The 16,921-nt window shown below is 64.1% G+C and carries 21 protein-coding genes; 17 read left to right on the top strand and 4 right to left on the bottom strand.

What is annotated here, in order from left to right; translation table 11 throughout:
• Positions 1-484: 484 nt before the first annotated feature.
• From AC0L3A_RS37910 to AC0L3A_RS37895, 4 genes are all read right to left on the bottom strand, one after another.
• A complete protein-coding gene (locus AC0L3A_RS37910) occupies positions 485-1,120 on the bottom strand; it encodes a MarR family winged helix-turn-helix transcriptional regulator (protein WP_007595918.1) in 636 nt (211 codons plus the stop codon).
• Positions 1,121-1,960: 840 nt separating this feature from the next.
• Positions 1,961-3,286, bottom strand: coding sequence for a flagellar protein export ATPase FliI (gene fliI / locus AC0L3A_RS37905; RefSeq protein ID WP_007595917.1), 1,326 nt, complete (start codon positions 3,284-3,286; stop codon positions 1,961-1,963).
• Between the two features lie 36 nt (positions 3,287-3,322).
• Entirely contained in the window at positions 3,323-4,051 is a 729-nt protein-coding gene (gene flgF, locus AC0L3A_RS37900; protein ID WP_007595915.1) for a flagellar basal-body rod protein FlgF, read from the bottom strand.
• Between the two features lie 3 nt (positions 4,052-4,054).
• Positions 4,055-4,843 carry a DUF1217 domain-containing protein gene (locus tag AC0L3A_RS37895; RefSeq protein ID WP_473256299.1) on the bottom strand — a complete coding sequence of 263 codons (789 nt, stop codon included), beginning with the start codon at positions 4,841-4,843 and terminating at the stop codon, positions 4,055-4,057.
• A 142-nt stretch (positions 4,844-4,985) separates the two neighbouring features.
• Between AC0L3A_RS37895 and motA the strand changes: the two genes are divergently transcribed.
• The 17 genes from motA to AC0L3A_RS37810 all read left to right on the top strand — a co-directional run.
• Positions 4,986-5,885, top strand: a complete 900-nt coding sequence (gene motA / locus AC0L3A_RS37890; RefSeq protein WP_354160439.1) for a flagellar motor stator protein MotA — start codon at positions 4,986-4,988, stop codon at positions 5,883-5,885.
• Positions 5,882-6,820 (top strand): flagellar motor switch protein FliM, encoded by a 939-nt coding sequence (locus tag AC0L3A_RS37885; protein WP_007595903.1) that lies wholly within the window; start codon positions 5,882-5,884, stop codon positions 6,818-6,820. The genes motA and AC0L3A_RS37885 overlap by 4 nt, the downstream gene beginning before the upstream one ends.
• Positions 6,801-7,115 carry a hypothetical protein gene (locus AC0L3A_RS37880; RefSeq protein WP_007595901.1) on the top strand — a complete coding sequence of 105 codons (315 nt, stop codon included), beginning with the start codon at positions 6,801-6,803 and terminating at the stop codon, positions 7,113-7,115. The genes AC0L3A_RS37885 and AC0L3A_RS37880 overlap by 20 nt, the downstream gene beginning before the upstream one ends.
• A 76-nt stretch (positions 7,116-7,191) precedes the next feature.
• Positions 7,192-7,572, top strand: a complete 381-nt coding sequence (fliN, locus tag AC0L3A_RS37875) for a flagellar motor switch protein FliN (RefSeq protein WP_007595899.1) — start codon at positions 7,192-7,194, stop codon at positions 7,570-7,572.
• A gap of 2 nt (positions 7,573-7,574) precedes the next feature.
• The gene (locus tag AC0L3A_RS37870) at positions 7,575-8,615 is read left to right on the top strand and encodes a flagellar motor switch protein FliG (RefSeq protein ID WP_007595897.1); all 1,041 of its coding nucleotides are present in this window, start codon (positions 7,575-7,577) and stop codon (positions 8,613-8,615) included.
• Between the two features lie 13 nt (positions 8,616-8,628).
• On the top strand, positions 8,629-9,714 hold the full coding sequence (flhB, locus tag AC0L3A_RS37865) for a flagellar biosynthesis protein FlhB (protein ID WP_473256298.1): 1,086 nt from the start codon (positions 8,629-8,631) through the stop codon (positions 9,712-9,714).
• Positions 9,715-9,799: 85 nt separating this feature from the next.
• Positions 9,800-10,180 (top strand): flagellar basal body rod protein FlgB, encoded by a 381-nt coding sequence (flgB, locus tag AC0L3A_RS37860; RefSeq protein WP_354160444.1) that lies wholly within the window; start codon positions 9,800-9,802, stop codon positions 10,178-10,180.
• Positions 10,181-10,191: 11 nt separating this feature from the next.
• The gene (gene flgC / locus AC0L3A_RS37855; RefSeq protein WP_007595894.1) at positions 10,192-10,608 is read left to right on the top strand and encodes a flagellar basal body rod protein FlgC; all 417 of its coding nucleotides are present in this window, start codon (positions 10,192-10,194) and stop codon (positions 10,606-10,608) included.
• 2 nt (positions 10,609-10,610) lie between these two features.
• On the top strand, positions 10,611-10,940 hold the full coding sequence (fliE, locus tag AC0L3A_RS37850) for a flagellar hook-basal body complex protein FliE (protein WP_007595893.1): 330 nt from the start codon (positions 10,611-10,613) through the stop codon (positions 10,938-10,940).
• Positions 10,941-10,955: 15 nt separating this feature from the next.
• The gene (flgG, locus tag AC0L3A_RS37845; protein ID WP_007595892.1) at positions 10,956-11,744 is read left to right on the top strand and encodes a flagellar basal-body rod protein FlgG; all 789 of its coding nucleotides are present in this window, start codon (positions 10,956-10,958) and stop codon (positions 11,742-11,744) included.
• A gap of 13 nt (positions 11,745-11,757) precedes the next feature.
• Positions 11,758-12,234 carry a flagellar basal body P-ring formation chaperone FlgA gene (gene flgA / locus AC0L3A_RS37840; RefSeq protein WP_083869858.1) on the top strand — a complete coding sequence of 159 codons (477 nt, stop codon included), beginning with the start codon at positions 11,758-11,760 and terminating at the stop codon, positions 12,232-12,234.
• Entirely contained in the window at positions 12,231-13,361 is a 1,131-nt protein-coding gene (flgI, locus tag AC0L3A_RS37835) for a flagellar basal body P-ring protein FlgI (RefSeq protein ID WP_007595884.1), read from the top strand. Before flgA ends, flgI begins: the two co-directional genes overlap by 4 nt.
• A 64-nt stretch (positions 13,362-13,425) precedes the next feature.
• On the top strand, positions 13,426-14,184 hold the full coding sequence (locus AC0L3A_RS37830; protein WP_007595880.1) for a MotE family protein: 759 nt from the start codon (positions 13,426-13,428) through the stop codon (positions 14,182-14,184).
• Positions 14,185-14,880 (top strand): flagellar basal body L-ring protein FlgH, encoded by a 696-nt coding sequence (gene flgH / locus AC0L3A_RS37825; RefSeq protein ID WP_219681280.1) that lies wholly within the window; start codon positions 14,185-14,187, stop codon positions 14,878-14,880.
• A 42-nt stretch (positions 14,881-14,922) separates the two neighbouring features.
• Positions 14,923-15,366 carry a flagellar basal body-associated FliL family protein gene (locus AC0L3A_RS37820; RefSeq protein ID WP_007595878.1) on the top strand — a complete coding sequence of 148 codons (444 nt, stop codon included), beginning with the start codon at positions 14,923-14,925 and terminating at the stop codon, positions 15,364-15,366.
• Entirely contained in the window at positions 15,363-16,103 is a 741-nt protein-coding gene (fliP, locus tag AC0L3A_RS37815) for a flagellar type III secretion system pore protein FliP (protein WP_007595877.1), read from the top strand. The genes AC0L3A_RS37820 and fliP overlap by 4 nt, the downstream gene beginning before the upstream one ends.
• Positions 16,104-16,367: 264 nt before the next feature.
• Positions 16,368-16,921 (top strand): flagellin N-terminal helical domain-containing protein (locus AC0L3A_RS37810; RefSeq protein WP_473256297.1); only part of this gene is annotated, 554 nt, incomplete at its 3' end.

Below are 16,921 nucleotides of genomic sequence, written 5' to 3'. Positions count from 1 at the left end.
TGCTTTTCGCGCAGCGGACCGCGGGTGCCAGCCGGCACCCGGCCTTCCCTGCGCCCTCTTGGACAAGAGGGTGGAATCACCAGGCAAAGCTCGGGCGAACGCGCCGCGAGGACGCGAAGCCGTGTCTGCGGCTACACACTCCCTGTCATCGCCCGGCTTGACCGGGCGATCCAGTATTCCGAGACAGTTATGATTGAACCGAGAAGCCGCGGCGTACTGGATTCCCCGCTCTCGCGGGGAATGACAGTGGTGCTGGGAGGACGAAGCTGCCGCCTCATACGCCGTCATTGCGAGCGCAGCGAAGCAATCCAGTCGGCCGCCGCGGAGGGATTCTGGATTGCTTCCGCCTTCGCTAAGCTTCGGCGGACACGTCGCTGCGCTCGCAATGACGGTTTGACGGAGTGTGCGCCACATTTCGTTCTCGCCAACGCTGCGCAATCTTCCGCAAGTAGCGCAGAATCCGCGCGCGGAAATAACGCGTGCCTTACCCTTGGTTCGCGACGCGCGCGCGGTCGAGGTGCTCCTCGATCTTGGGACGGTCGCGGGTGCGCTCGAAACTGGTGCAGAGCAGTTCGGTCTCCTCCAGCGAAACCGGCGCGCGATACAGCCGGCACATGAATTCGGCCGTTGCGCGTCCCTTGCCGGTACCCGGCCCGCGTTCGGCGAGAAACATGCAGTCTCGGCAGATGCTGGCATCGAGCCGCTGATGCGCCGCGTCGAGGTGATTGAGGATCTCGCGCAGCGAATCGCGCAGCCTGACGCACTCGTCGGGTCCGAGCGCGGTGACCGCGTTCAGCACGTGATTGATCGGATCGTGCTGGCTCAGGCACTTCTCGCCCTGCGCAGTGACGTGCAGCACGACAGAACGCTTGTCTTCGTGCGACGGCTTTCGCACCAGGAAGGATTTGCCCTCCAGCGTCTTCACGATCTGCGATGCAGTGGCCCTGGTGGCGCCGATGAAGCCGGCCAGCGCGGACGGCGTGCGCGAAAACCTGTTGGCGCGGCCGAGGAAGCGCAGCGCCATCCATTCTCGATCGCGCAACCCATGCTGATTGCCTTCGAAATACCAAGCCCTCGCCGCCTGAACCAGCAGCTCCACGGCTTCTCTTGCCAATGGCATGAATTCCTACCTTGCCCCGGGAAAAACGTTTGCGGCGCCCCGGAGCCGCCTTCGGTCGTTGCGCACCAGCCGTTCGCGAGAAGCTGCAGCACCGGCAATGTCCGATACATGCACCGTGCTCTTCCCTCGCATAAAGGCACGGACTGCCCGGCGCCCGACCCGGACCGATGGGCATTGCAAGCTATGGCGCGGGAAGCGGTGTTGCTGATGATATGCCATTCGCGGCGTCGTCGCACGGGAGCCCGAGTAGCCGTCGCCAGCAGACGATGGATCGGAGTAGTTCAACCGAAGCCCCTAAGGTTCAAGTCACACGCAGACGTTTCTTATCTTCGACGAAACGATGAATGAGCTTCTCAACAAAATCAAGTAGAGACCCTCTCGGAGACTGGATGTCGTCGCAGGCGAATGTAACGTTCAAGACAATCTCGCGCTTCGGGGACACATGATGGTGAACGCAATACGCTGTCCCACCAGCAACATGCACGCGACTATGCGACAGTTTTATTGCACGGCCCATTGTTGGCAGTCGTTGATGCAAGTTGATCGAAGCTTGTGCACGACGACGATGTGCCTCGGCATGTCATCCACAACTTGTGCGTTCTGCCAAGAATTGTCCGAGGGAACTCACAGGAAGTACACGCGGCGGTTGTCCGGGCCGGAGGATGGAGTCGCATTCGGCGCGGCTGCCTCACCCGAACGGTGGAGAAGATCACGGCCGAAACCGGAGACGGTCGCGCAGGCGCATGCGCTGTAAGCGTGGCGGCATGCGCAATCGCCTGTCGAAAACAACGAGCAAGGTGCGATCGCGGGCGCCTCGCGGCCGACCCAAGTTGAGACTTGCTAGTCGCCCTTGAGCATATCCCGCAGTTCGCGAAACGGATCGGCGCTAGGCGCAGCCGAGGCGTCCTGCCTCATCGCGCCGTAGATTCTCGGAACCATGTCGACCGCCTGATCGAGCCCCGAATCACGTCCCGTTTGGTATCCGCCCATCAGGCGAAGGTCGCGCGTGTCCTCGTATTTGGCGATCATGGCGCGCAGCTTGCTCACCAATTCGCGCTCTTCGGGATCCCAGACGTTATGGGCGAGGCGGGAGACCGAACCCAGAACGTCCACCGCCGGGTAGCGCGCCTGGTCGGCGATGTGCCTGGAGAGCACGATGTGTCCATCGAGTGTGCTGCGGATGGTATCGGCGATCGGCTCGTTGTGATCGTCGCCGTCCACCAGCACGGAGAAAATCCCGGTGATCGTCCCGGACCCCTCCTCGCCGGGGCCGGCGCGCTCCAGAAGGCGCGGCAGATCGGTGAAGACGGTGGGTGCGTAGCCGCGTGCGACCGCGGGCTCGCCGGCGGCGAGCGCAACTTCACGGGCTGCGTGGGCGAAGCGGGTGATCGAATCGACCATGAGGAGGACCGATTCGCCGCGGTCGCGGAAATATTCGGCGACCGCCATGGCCGTCTTCGGCGCCAGTCGTCGCATCATCGGGCTCTCGTCTCCCGTCGACACGATCGTGACGGCGCGGTGACGATCGGCGCCCAGCACGTCCTCGATGAACTCGCGCACCTCGCGGCCGCGCTCGCCGACCAGCGCCAGCACGACGGTGTCGAAGCCCTGACTGCGGGCGAGCATCGCAAGTAGCGTCGATTTACCGACGCCGGAACCGGCAAAGATGCCGACGCGCTGGCCGGCGCAGATCGGGGCGAACAGGTCGATGACGCGTACGCCGGTGCGCAGCGGCTTGTGGACCCGCGCGCGCTTCATGGCCGAAGGCGCCTCCGCCTCGGCCGAGACCGGACGCGACCCGGGGGTGAGAGGGCCCTGTCCGTCCAGCGGCGCTCCGAGCGCGTTGATGACGCGGCCCTTCCAGCTCGGATCTGGCGCGAAGGACAGTGGGGGCATCCGGTAGGCGACCGAGCCGAGGCCGCCGGCGAACTGCCGGTCGAACGGCTTGGCGATGATGCCTTCGCTGTCGATCCGCACCACCTCGCCGATCTGGGGCTTGCCGCCGGAGTTGACGCCGATCAGTTCGCCGAGCCTGACGAAGCGCGACAGGCCGGAGACGCGGAAATGTGTCGACGCGATCTCGGAGATCGCGCCGCTGACGCTTGCCAGGGGAGTGCTCTGCTGAAGCTCCAGCAGCGCCCACTCAAGTTGCCGAAGAGCGTTCAAGGAAACCGTCCAACCTCATTGCGCGCGGAGCGCAGTCTATTTGCCGGGTTCGCCCAGCGTCCGGATTGCGTTCTGGAGCGAGCTCTCGGTGCCCTCGATCATCGAATTGGTGCCGTCGAAGGCGCGCGAGGCCGCGATCAGCTTCGTCAATTCCATCATCGGATTGGCGCCGGAGCCCTCGACATAGCCCTGCTTGAAGCCGTCGCGGGAGAAGTCGGCGATGGCTGTCGCAGGCCGGTTGGGCGTGACGCCCGAATTGCCGTAGCGGTCGAGATTGGCGTCGGCGGGAATGTTGAACAGGCCGATGGTGCCGATTTCGTTGTTGTCCTGGGTGATCGCGCCGCTGCGCGCGATCGAGACCGGTCCGCCGTTCGGATCGAGGGTGATCTGCGCGCCGCCGGAATCGATGACCGGGAAGCCGGACACGGTCTGAAGGTCGCCGTTGGCGGCGATCTGGAGGCGGCCGTCGCGCGTATAGACCGTGCCGTTCGGACCGGCGAAGGCGATCCAGCCCTGTCCGACCACGGCGACGTCGAGCGGGTTGCCGCTCTCGGTGATGCTGCCCATCTCGCGCGAGATGATGTTGTCGCCGGGCGAGGAAAAGGCGACCGGGTTCGCGCCCGCCTTGGACAGCACCGTCTCGAACTTCACCACGTCGGTGCGGAACGCCGCCGTGTTGACGTTGGCGACGTTGTTGGCGATCGTCTGGAGGCGCTTTTCGAGGGCGACCTGCGCCGACAATCCTACATAGAGGGCCGATTGCATGACTTACCTGTTGAACTTGATGTTCTGAAGTGTCGTGAGCACGTTGCTATCCATGCTGATCGACGGTGCGGCGCCGCCGATCAGGACCAGCGCCGGGCTGGTCGAGGTGTCGCTCTGGGCCTGGGTCGCATCCCACATCGCCGCGAAGCGCTGCACGAATTTGGTGACCTTGGCCGGGTCCTGGAAATCGGTGAGCTTGATCTTGCTCGTGATCATCTTGGCCTGGGCATCGATATCAGCCGAACTGATCGTCGACGGCAGGCCGAGCGCCGTCTGGACCACTTGCGTCATCGCCTTGTCCGCGAGGATCTGGTAGGAATTGGTGATCGTGGAGGCCTTGCGCGTGAAATAGAGCGCCAGCCGCAGGCCCTCGTTCTGGTCGCCGGCCTTCTCCTCCATCGTCTGCGTGACGTATTGGGTCGCCGTGCCGGCCGTGGCCGCGGCGGTTTGTGTCGCCTTGTCGCCAAGGGCGGCGAAATTGAACGCGGCGGCGAATTGCCGGTAGCGGGTGTCGGTCAGCTTGTTGGCGAAGGTCTTGTTGTCGGCGATACCCTCGGTCAGCACCTTGCGCATGAACGCCTTGGCGTAGGTCATGTCGCTGAGGCCATATGCCTTCATCGCGTAGGAATAGAGGCGATAGTCCTTCAGGAAGTCGTCGATGGTCTTCACGTTGCCGATGTGGCTGAGGAAGTAATCGGTATCGCGGCTGACATCCGGCTGCGTCGCGACCTGTGTCAGCGACTTGCCCATGTCCTTGGTCAGTCTGGTGTAGTCCGCGATGGTGGATAGCATGACCCGCGCCCCTCTGGCCGCTCTCGCGACGTCGTCCCAAGCTGCCGTGAATCGCTTGCGCGAGGCTGGCGAGGGGGAAGCCAGCCTCGCGCAAGGCTCGCCGACTAGATATTCCCGATGGGATCGGTGATGGAGCGGCGCGTTGGGCAGTTTCGTGGGGATCGTCATCACGGTAGCGGCACTGCTGGGCGGATTCGCCGCCATGGGCGGGCATCTGGGCGTGCTCATGCAGCCGTGGGAGTTCGTGATCATCATGGGCACCGCGGCCGGCACCTTCATCATGGCCAATCCCTGGAAGACGGTCGCGGATACCGGGCTTGCCTGCGTGCAGGCAGTGACGGGGGCGGTGCCCGGCCAGCGCTACTATCTCGATCTGCTCGGCGCGCTGCACGCGCTGATGCGGGAGCTGCGGGGCAAGGGCCGCAACGAGGTCGAGGCGCATATCGACGATCCCGCGTCCTCCGAGATCTTCAAGGCGTTCCCGAGCGTGCTCGGAGATCCGTCGCTGCTCCAGTTTATCTGCGATTACGTCCGTCTCATCATCATGGGTAATGCGCGAACGCACGAGATCGAAGCGCTGATGGACGAGGAGATCCACACCATCGTGAAGAGCAAGCTGGCGCCCTACCACGCGCTGGTGGTGGTCTCGGAAGCTCTGCCTGCGCTCGGCATCGTCGCCGCGGTGCTCGGCGTCATCAAGGCCATGGGCGCACTCGACCAGTCGCCGAAGCTGCTGGGCGGCTTCATCGGCGCCGCCCTCGTCGGCACTTTCGCCGGCATTTTCCTGTCCTACGGCATCATTTCGCCCTTCGCGATGAAGGTGAAGATGACGCGGGAGAAGCGTTGCCGGCCCTACATCATCGTCAAGCAGACGCTGCTGGCGTTCATGAACGGCGCCATGCCGCAGATCGCCGTCGAGCACGGCCGCAAGATGATCGCGAGCCCCGAGCGGCCCTCGATCGACGTCGTCGAGAACGAGACGATCGCGGGCCCCAAGGCGGTCGTGACCGAAGCTGAACCGAAGGCTGCGCGCGCATCATGATGGAAGCCCTCGACGTCGATCAGCGCAAACCGCTGCCGAACTATCTGCTGGACGCCGCCGGCATCTCGATCGAGCGCATGCCGATGCTCAATGTGATCTTCGATCGCATGGCGGCATCGTGCACGGACAGCCTGCAGCCGATGGCTGGAACGCCATGCTATTTTTCGGTCAACGGCATCACCAACGACCGTGTCGGCGACATCGTCAAGGACTACGAGGCCAACGCGGTTGCGGCCGTGCTCTATGCCGAGCAGTGGGACTCCCGCATCATCATCATGCTCGACCGCGACTTCGTGTTCACGATGGTCGAGGCGATGTTCGGCTCCGATGGCGCCGAACCGCCGCTCGACGTCGAGCGCAGCTTCTCGAACATCGAGATCCGCCTGGTCCAGGCGCTGTTCGAGCGGTTCGCCAAGGCGCTGCAATCCGCTTTCGCCGGCACCTCCAACGTCACCTTCCGCGTCGAGCGGGTCGAGACCGCCATGGCGTCGCTGGCGATCGGGCGGAGCGGCAACATGTCGATCTGCGCGAACATCATGCTGCAGGCGCTCTACCGCGGCGGTCAGATGTTCCTCATCATTCCGCACTCCGCGCTCAACCCGCTCAGGCAGAAGCTCGCGACCGTCGTCGTCAGCGACGGCCGCGCGGCCGATCCGCGCTGGCGCGAGCAGATGGAGACCGAGGTTCACCGCACCGAGGTGACGCTGAGCGCCGTGCTGGACGAGAAGATGATTTCGCTCGGCGACGTTGTGAAGTTCCAGGTCGGACAGGTGCTCGAGCTCGAAGCCACGCCGCGCACGCTGGCCCGGCTCGAGAGCAACAACCAGGTGCTGTTCTGGTGTCAGATCGGCCAGCTTGATGGCTATTACGCCATGCAGGTGGCAGATCCCGTCGATCAGAAACGGGAGTTCGTCGATGATATCCTATCTCGTTGATGCCGTGCTGCTGATCGCGCTCGCCTTCACCAGCATGCGGGTGACCCGGATGCATCGTGAGCTGGCGCGGCTGCGCAGCTACCAGGGCGAGTTCTCGACGATCGTCCAGGAGACGGCGGGCACCTTCGACACGGTCATCACCGCGGCGCATGATTCTACCGCAAATCTCGGGCGGCTCGCCAACGTGCTGAGCACGAAGATCGATCAGGCCAACGAGGCGATCGCGGCGCTCGATGCGAGGAGTGGGCTCGGATCCGCGGCGACCGCGGGCGGCGCCGACGTGAACAAGCATTGAAGCCGAAACCGGCGGAATAAATACGGTCGGAACGTCGCGGCGCTCCGGGAGTGGAAATACCAAGAGGCGATACCAGATGGCGCAATCCTTCGATTATGAGTCAGCATCGGCGTCCGACGAGGGGCATACCGAGACATCTCCGCTGGAGCGGCTGGCGGAGATCGCCGCGCGCACTGCGGAGGAGACCGGCAAGTTCGCCAATGTCGATGCCATTCTGCGCATTCCCGTGACCATGCAGGTGGTGCTGGGATCGGCCACCATTCCGGTGGCAAATCTGATGAAGCTCGGCCGCGGCGCGGTGGTTCCGCTCGACCATCGGGTCGGCGAACCCGTCGACGTCGTCGTCAACGGCCGCGTCGTCGCCCGCGGCGAGGTGGTCGTGGTCGAAGAAGACAATTCCCGCTTCGGCGTCTCGCTCACCGAAATTGTCGGGCCGTTGGGACAGGGTGATACCTGACCATGGCGGCACAGGTCGGCATGGCTCCCATCAAGCAGCGAGGCGTTGCCACGCTGGGCGGGACGGAGAAGGTCGCGGCACTCCTGCTCGCCATGGGCCGGCAGGCGGCCGCGAGCGTGCTCGCGCAGTTCGAGCCGCAGGATATCCGCACCGTTACAAAGGCCGCGGCCGAGCTGCGGCCGATCACGGCGCAGGAACTCGAAGCGATCGTCGAGGAGTTCGCCCAGCAATTCTCGATGGGCGCCAACATTCTCGGCACCCTCGGCGGCCTGGAAGCCGTGCTCGGCGACGTGCTTCCGGCCGACCAGGTCTCGGCCATCATGTCGGACCTGCTCGGCAATTCGAGCCGGTCCGTGTGGGACCGCGTCTCGTCGGTGTCGGAAAACTCGCTGGCAAGCTACCTGTCCAAGGAGCATCCGCAGACCGCGGCGCTCATCCTGTCCAAGGTCAAGCCGTCCTGCGCCGCCAAGGTCATGAGCCAGCTGCCGTCGAGCCTGCGCAACGAGCTGATGCGGCGCGTGCTCAGCCTCAAGCCGATCGTCGACGACGCCCTGAGGGTCCTCGAGAAGACGCTGCATGAGGATTTGACGCTGAACTTCGCCCGCAACCTCGGAGCGGACACTTATGCCCGCGTCGCCGACATCATCAACAAGATGGAGCGCGGACACATCGAGGACATGCTCAAGAGCCTGTCGGAGAAGCGGCCGAAGTCGGCCGAAGTGCTGAAGGAGCTGCTCTTCACCTTCGACGACGTGACCAACCTGACGCCGAAGGCGCGCACCATGATCTTCGACCAGGTGCCGACCGATCGCATCGTCATCGCGCTGAAGGGCACCGACAAGCACTTCCGCGAGATGATCCTGTCCTCGGTCGCCTCGCGCGTCCGCCGGGTCGTCGAGCACGAACTCGCCATTGGCGAACCGTCGAACCAGCGCGATGTGCTGGAGGCGCGGCGCGTGATCACCGACCTCGCGCTCGACCTCGCGGAAAAGGGCGAAATCGAGCTCAACCCCGAGCAGGAGGATGAGCTGGTCTTCCGCTGACCGCTGAACCGGCATGGCAGAAACAACCGATCAGGAGAGCAAGACAGAAGAGCCGACCGAGAAGAAAGTCCGCGATGCGCTCGAACAGGGCAAAATCCCGGTCTCTCGGGAGGCTTCCATCTTCGCCTCGATGGCCGCGCTGATGGTGATCCAGATGTTTCTGATCGGTCAGGGCGTGCAGCAATTGACGCCGATGCTGACGGGCTTTCTCGATGATCCCGACGGTTTCCCTCTCAGCACCGGGGCCGACGCCCTCAATCTTCTTACCGTGGTAGGCCTTCAGGCATTGCGATTCCTGGTGCCGCTAGTCGTCACTCTGTCGGTGTTCGGGCTGGCAGCGTCGCTGTTGCAAAATGCTCCCAGCCTGGTGCTCCAGCGCATCACGCCGGACCTTTCGCGAATCTCGCCGCTCAGCGGCTGGAGCCGGCTGTTTGGATCGCAGGGCCTTGTCGAGTTCGCCAAGTCGCTGTTCAAGCTCGCCGCGGTGACTATCGTCGTCGTGTTCGTTCTGCGCTCGTCGGAAGCGAAGGCGTTCGAGGCGATGTACACTGATCCGGTCGCGCTGCCGGAGATGATTCTCAATATCGCCATGCGAATCGTCTCGGCGATCTGCATCGCGACCATCGTCCTGGTCGCGGTCGATCTCGCCTGGGCGCGCTTCCACTGGCGGCGCGAGCTGCGCATGACGCGGCAGGAGATCAAGGACGAGCACAAGCAGGCCGAAGGCGATCCGCTGATCAAGGCGCGCCTGCGCTCGCTGGCGCGCGACCGCTCGCGCCAGCGCATGATCGCCTCCGCATCGCGCGCGACGTTGGTGATCGCGAACCCGACGCACTTCGCGATCGCGCTGCGCTACAATCGCGAAGAAAATCCGGCCCCGATCGTCGTGGCGAAGGGCATGGACGTGATTGCGCTGAAGATCCGCGAAGTCGCCGAGCAGACCCGAATTCCGGTGATCGAGAACAAGGCGCTGGCGCGCGCGCTCTACGAGGCGGTTCAGGTCGACCAGGTGATTCCGGCGGAGTTCTTCCGGCCGGTCGCCGAGATCATCTACTTCCTGCAGTCCAAGCAGACGCCGCGATCCGAGAAGGTCCAGTAGAATTCCGAGGACGGCGTCTGTTCCATCAGCCTGACGAAAGCTTGCGACCCTAAGGTTACACCGTCTGAACCAGAATGGTGCTGCCGTGGGACCGCTCTATCTCTTCGAACTCGCATCGTCGCAGGCGCGATACCTCGAGCTCCGCCAATCGACGATCGCCACCAACGTCGCCAACGCCAACACGCCGGGCTTCAAGGCGCGCGACGTCGAGCCCTTCAACAAGGTGCTCGATGGCATGCCGGTGAGGCTCGCGACGACGGCGCCATCCCACATGCAGCTCTCCGCTGCCGAGAGCGACACCCGGGCGACCGCGAAGAAGGACAGCTGGGACGTGGTTCACTCCGGCAACTCCGTCAGTCTCGAGCAGGAAATGATCAAGGGCAGCGACGTCAGTCGCGACTACTCGATGAACTCGGCTATCGTGCGGTCGTTTCACCGCATGCTGCTGTCGAGCGCGAAGACCTGAGGTGAACTGACATGCTGGACTCACTGCAATCCTCGTTGACGGTCGCGAGCTCCGGGCTCGAAGCGCAGTCGACGCGCATGCGCATCGTCTCGGAGAACCTCGCCAACGCGACGTCGACAGGGCGCGCCGCGGGCGCCGATCCCTATCAACGCAAGACGATCACCTTCGATGCCGCGATGGACCGCGCCTCGGGCGCTCAGCTGGCGAAGGTCAAGGAAATCGGGGTCGACACCACGCCGTACCGCGTGGAGTACGAGCCGGGGCATCCCGCTGCCGACAAGGCCGGCTACGTCAAGCTGCCGAACGTCAACATGATGATCGAGATGGCGGACATGCGGGAAGTCAACCGCTCCTATGAAGCCAATCTCCAGGTCGTGAAACAGGTGAGGTCGATGCTGGGCATGACCATCGACCTGCTGAGGAGCTGACAATGCTTGAAGCAATTTCATCCACGGCGATCTCAACTGCGCAGGCGGCGAGCCGCGCGACCGAGGCGCAGGCCATCTCGCCGGCGGCCACGCCCGCGATCCAGTCCGGCGGCGACGTCGGATTCGAATCGGTCATGAAGCAGGTGACGACGGACGCGATCGGGACGCTGAAGGCGGGCGAGGCTGCCTCGATCTCGGCGATGCAGGGCAAGGAATCGACGCGGCGCGTCGTGGAGGCGCTGATGTCGGCCGAGCAGGCCTTGCAGACGGCGGTCGCAGTTCGCGACAAGGTCGTGCAGGCCTATCAAGAAGTCGTTCGGATGTCGATCTGATCAAGGAGTGACGCTGTGAAATCGCTTGCTATCGCGGCCACGGGCATGAACGCCCAACAGACCAACATCGAAGTCATCGCGAACAACATCGCCAACATCAACTCGACGTCGTACAAGCGGGCGCGTGCCGAGTTCACCGATCTGTTCTACCAGATGGACCGCATGCAGGGCGTTGCCAACACCAGCGGCTCCTCGCCGATTCCGGAAGGCGCCAATCTCGGCCTCGGCGTCAAGTCGGCGGCGATCCGCAAGCTGCACATCCAGGGCGCGCTCACGCAGACAGGCAATCCCTACGACATGGCGATCAACGGCCGCGGCTGGTTTCAGGTGCTCGGCCCGAACAACGAGGTGCAGTATACCCGTGCCGGCTCGTTTAACACCAATGCCAACAGCCAGCTCGTCACGACCGACGGCTATCTGCTGGATCCCGCCATCACGGTGCCGCAGGGAACGGTCCAGGTCACGGTCAACCAGACCGGACAGGTGTTTGCCAAGCTGGATACGGAAGTGAACCCGAGGCAAATCGGCCAGCTCAACCTCGCCAATTTCGCCAACGAGGCCGGCCTCGAACCGCTGGGCAGCAATCTCTATCGCGAAACCACGGCGTCCGGCACGCCGGTCGTCGGGCTGCCCGGCGATTCCGGCTACGGCAAGATCAACCAGCAATATCTCGAAGCCTCGAACGTCGACCCGGTCAAGGAAATCACCGAGTTGATCTCTGCCCAGCGTGCCTACGAAATGAATGCCAAGGTCATCCAGGCCTCGGATGAAATGGCCCAGACGGTCTCGAAGGGCATGCGCTAGTTCCGGTGTATCCATGTTGAACAGGATGGGCTCGATCATGCGCGGGTTGGCCGCCGTGCTGCTGGTTCTCGTCTCGGCGCGTCCCGCCGCGGCCGAGGAGAAGCGGCTTCCCGTGCCGGCCGTCTCGATCCGCGCCGGCGAGCTGATCCGGGACGACATGATCACCGAGCGCGCCTTCGCGCCGAACGTGCTCGGCGTGGCCATGTTCATCGAAGGACGCCAGGTCCTGGTCGGCCGTATGGCGCGTCGCGCGCTGCTCCCCGGCCAGCCGATCCCGACCAACTCGGTGGAGGATCCCTGGACGGTCGCCCGCGGCGCGATGGTCAAGGTCGTGGTCGAAGACAGCGGCCTGTCGATCGTGACCTACGGCGCAGCGATGCAGTCGGGTGCGCCCGGCGCGCTCATCCCGATACGAAATACCGATACGGGCGTGATCATCAGGGGCGTCGTCCAGCCGGACGGCACCGTCAAGGTCGTGGACGGGTCATGACCAGAGTCCTGCTTGCGCTCGTCCTGCTCGTTTCCGCCGCCAGCGCCCAGGCCGCCGTCCGCATCAAGGACATCGCGGACATCAAGGGATTGCGCGAAAACCAGATCGTCGGCTACGGCCTCGTCATCGGCCTGAACGGCACCGGCGACACGCTCCGCAATGCGCCGTTCACGGAGCAGTCCCTGCAATCGATGCTCGAGAACATGGGCATCAATGTCCGGAACGAGACCACGAGCACCAACAATCCGCCGCGTCCGACGACGCTGCGCACGCGCAATGTCGCGGCCGTGATGGTGACCGCGGACCTGCAGCCCTCGATCGGTGCGGGCGAGCGCATGGACGTGACCGTGTCGTCGCTCGGCGATGCGACCTCGCTGCTCGGCGGCACCCTGGTGATGACGTCGCTGCGCGCGGCGGACGGTGCGGTCTACGCGGTGGCGCAAGGCGCGGTCACGGTCGCCGGTTACAGCGTGGGCGGTCAGGCCCAGAACGTCAGCCAGGGCACGCCGACCGCGGGCCGCATTCCGAACGGCGCGCTGGTCGAGCGCGAGGTGCAGGGTAGCCTCCACGAAATGGAGTATCTTGTGCTGGAGCTCAAGAACCCCGACTTCGTCACCGCAACGCGAATCCTCGACGCCATCAATCGCTACGCGGGCGGACGCTACCGCGCGCAGATCGCCTTCGAGCGCGACTACCGCACCATCGTGCTGTCGAAGCCGCGCCATATCGGACCGGTCCGCTTCCTCGCCGAAATCGGCGAGCTGACCGTAGAGCCGGACACGCCGGCGCGGGTCGTGATCAACGAACGTACCGGCACCGTGGTGATCGGACGCGACGTACGGATATCGACCGTTGCCGTGACGCACGGCAATCTGACGGTCCGCGTCACCGAGCTTCCCGTGGTGTCGCAACCGGCGCCCTTCTCGAAAGGGCAGACGGTGGTCGTGCCCCAGACCGTGGTCGAGGCCAACGAAGCCGGATCGCAGGTGGCGATCCTGAGCGGCGTCGATCTCCAGCGCCTGGTGCGCGGCCTGAACCAGATCGGCCTGAAACCATCCGGCATCATCGCGATCCTCCAGGCGATCAAGACGGCCGGCGCCCTCCAGGCGGATGTCATCGTGCAATGACGCGTAAGCGCCGTGCAAGCTTGGTCGCTCAATGCTCTCTCGACCGAGAATCGTACGCGGGCCGATGTTGAAGCTGGATCATAAAGCCAAACTCCTCCTCCTGGTCGCGGCCTCCGCGCTCGCGAGCGCTTCGCCCGTCCTGGCGCTGGATGAGGCCAAGCCGTCGAAGCCGCTCAACCTGCTGTCCTTCGCACGCGCCCGCGCGCCTGGCCCGCAGAAGCCGATCTCGTCGATCCCGAGCGACAATGCATCGATGCGAGCGACGGCGTGGGCAGCCGAAGATTCGGGACCCGCGACCACGGGTGCCGTGCCGGCCTCCGAGAAGCCCGCGCCGGCAGCCACAGCCGCGCCGCGACCGGCCAAGCCCGGCAGCGTCACGGCACCGCCGAAGCCGGTGCCGCCCCCGGCCGCTGCAACCGCGGACAACGAAGTCGCCCTGTTCTGCAGCAATGTCGCCGACCCCGCCGTCGATGCAAGGCTGGCCTGGCAGCTCAAGGAGCTGGAGAAGGCCGAGAACCAGCTGCGCGAGCGGATCGCCGAGGTCGAGGCCAAGCGCGCGGAATATGAGAAGTGGATGGCATTGCGCGACGACTTCCTGAAGAAGGCCGAAGCGAGCGTCGTCGAGATCTACTCGCGCATGAAGCCGGATGCCGCCGCAACCCAGATCGCCGGAATGGCAGACGAGACGGCTGCGGCCGTGCTCGCAAAGCTCAGCCCGAGGAGCTCGAGCGCAATCTTCAACGAGATGGAGACGGGGCGCGCGGCGCACCTCGCCGATCTGCTCGGCGGAATGCGTCGCGTGGATGACGGAAAGACCAAATAGATGAAGAACCTGATCCTCATCCTGTCGCTGTTCTCGCTTGCCGGATGCGTCACTGATCCGGCCGAGGTCCTGACTGGCCCGCGATTGTCGCCGGTCGGGAGCGGGCTGAGGACGCAGGCCGATCCGATTCCCGTGACGCCCCGTATGCACTCGCCCGTCAGCTATCGCTCGACCTGGGACGATGGCACCGACCTCTACCGCGATCCCCGCGCCCGGCGCGTTGGCGACGTCGTGACGGTGATCATCTCGATGCAGGACAAGGCCAAGCTGGACAACAAGACCGGCCGCTCGCGAGATTCGCAGATCAAGTTCGGGCTCGACTGGCTGATGGACGTTGCGGGATGGCAAGACAAGGGCTCGACGAGCGCCAACCTCAACACCAACACCCAGATCAAGGGCAACGGCCAGATCGACCGCACAGAGGATATCAAGCTGTCGATCGCGGCCATCGTCACCGACGTGCTGCCGAACGGCAATATGATGATCAGCGGCTCGCAGGAATTCAAGGTCAACACGGAAATGCGCGTGCTCAACGTCGGCGGCATCGTGCGTCCACGTGATATCTCGAGAACCAACACGATCTCCTACGAGAAGATCGCCGAGGCACGCGTGGCCTATGGCGGTCGCGGAAATCTCTCTGACGTGCAGCAGCCTGGATGGGGACACCGGATCTATGACGCCGTGGCACCGTTCTGAGATGCGCGACCGTCGGGCCGCGTCGCGGGGGCAGGGGACGTCATGCGCCTGATTGCAGCCATCCTGGTGTTGACCCTGATCGCGATCGGTGCGGGCGCGCTTGCCGGCCTGCATCTGTTTGCGGCCGCCGAGCGCGTCGCCGATGCGAAGAAAACCGCCACGCCGCCGCCTCTTGCCTCGAGCTACGCCGGCAGCGCGCGGCTCAGGAAGCTGTCCCCGATCGTGACCAATCTTGGCGCGCCGGCCAACAACTGGGCCCGCATCGAAGCCTCCATGGTGACCGAGAGCATGAGCGACGAGGATGCCGGCATCCTGGCGGCCCATGTCAGCGAGGACATCGTCACCTATCTGCGGTCGGCGACGGTGGCGCAGTTCGAGGGATCGCGCGGGCTTCAGCACCTGCGCGACGACCTGACCGAACGCGCCAATATCCGCTCCTCGGGCAAGATCCGCGAATTGATCATTGAGACGTTGGTGATTCAGTGAAACTGAGAGTCCTGCTGCTTGCGTTGCTCCTGGTCGTGCTGCCCGAAGTGGCACTGGCCCAGATTCCGGACCTCAATTCGCTGCTGCCGCCGGGCAACGGCTCGACCAGCGGCCGGATCATCCAGCTGATGGCGGTGATCACGGTGCTGTCCGTGGCGCCGGGACTGCTCATCATGGTGACGAGCTTCACGCGATTTGCGGTGGCGCTGTCGTTCCTGCGGGCCGGTCTCGGCCTCCAGACCACGCCGGCAAATCTGGTGCTGATCAGCCTCGCGCTGTTCATGACCTTCTACGTGATGGCGCCGACCTTCGACCGCGCCTGGGAAACCGGCATCCAGCCGCTGATGAAGAACGAGATATCGGAGGAAGAGGCCTATCTGAAGATCACCGATCCGTTCCGCGAATTCATGCTGGCCCATGTTCGCGACAAGGATCTGCAGACGTTCGAATCGCTGGCCGCGGAGAGCTTCCGCAGGAAGTTCGACGACAAGCGCGTCGACATGCGCGTCATCATTCCGGCCTTCATGATTTCCGAGCTCAGGCGCTCGTTCGAAATCGGATTCCTCATTATCCTGCCGTTCCTCGTCATCGACATGATCGTGGCGACGCTGACCATGTCGATGGGCATGATGATGATGCCGCCGACGATCCTCGCACTTCCGTTCAAGATGCTGTTCTTCGTGCTGATCGACGGCTGGAACCTGCTCGCCTCCGGGCTGGTGCGGTCGTTCTCGTAGCGGCAACGAGCGCCAGACGGATGGTTATGGTTAGCGAGAAGTACCGCCCTATGGTTAGCAATAGGTACTGTTAACCATCTGATTTTACAGCGTAATTCAAGCCGATCTTAATCTGCGCGCAAGATTCGGCGTGTTAGCAATGCGGCACGGCGGGTTGGACCCCACCCATATCAGTCCAAAGGCATGATGCCGCCCCTCCGTACCGGTGAAAGCCCGGTATGTCCCCTCGTGAAAATGTAACGCGTACATAAAGGGACATTCGCAATGTCAAGCCTGCTTACGAACTCGACCGCCATGACCGCACTCCAGACCTTGCGGTCTGTGAGCTCGCAGCTCTCCACCACGCAGACCCGCATCTCCACCGGCCAGCGCGTCTCGACCGCCTCGGACAACGCTGCCTATTGGTCGATCGCGACGTCTATGCGCGCCGACAACGCCGCGCTCTCGGCGGTCTCCGACTCGCTTGGTCTGTCGGCCGCGACCGTCGACACCGAATATACCGCTCTGACCACGGTCATCGGCGACAAGGACTCCGGGCTGACCAAGCTCCAGTCCCTGCTGGTCGAAGCCAAGACCGCCGGTATCGACCGCAGCAAGATCCAGGCCGACGTCACCCAGATCCAGCAGCAGATGAAGGCGACAGCCAGTGCGGCGACCTTCAACGGCATCAACTGGCTGAGCACGACCGCCACGACGCCGACGACCTTCAGCCTCGTGTCATCGTATTCGCGTATCGGCGGCACGCCCACCATCGGCTCCATCACCGTGACGACCGCCAACTACTCGCTCTACACCTCGGCGCAGGGCGGCATTCTGGA

The organism is Bradyrhizobium sp. MI1.3 (assembly GCF_055811695.1).
The sequence above is the reverse complement of the archived record's forward strand: the minus strand, read 5'-3'. Positions and strand labels throughout refer to the sequence as shown.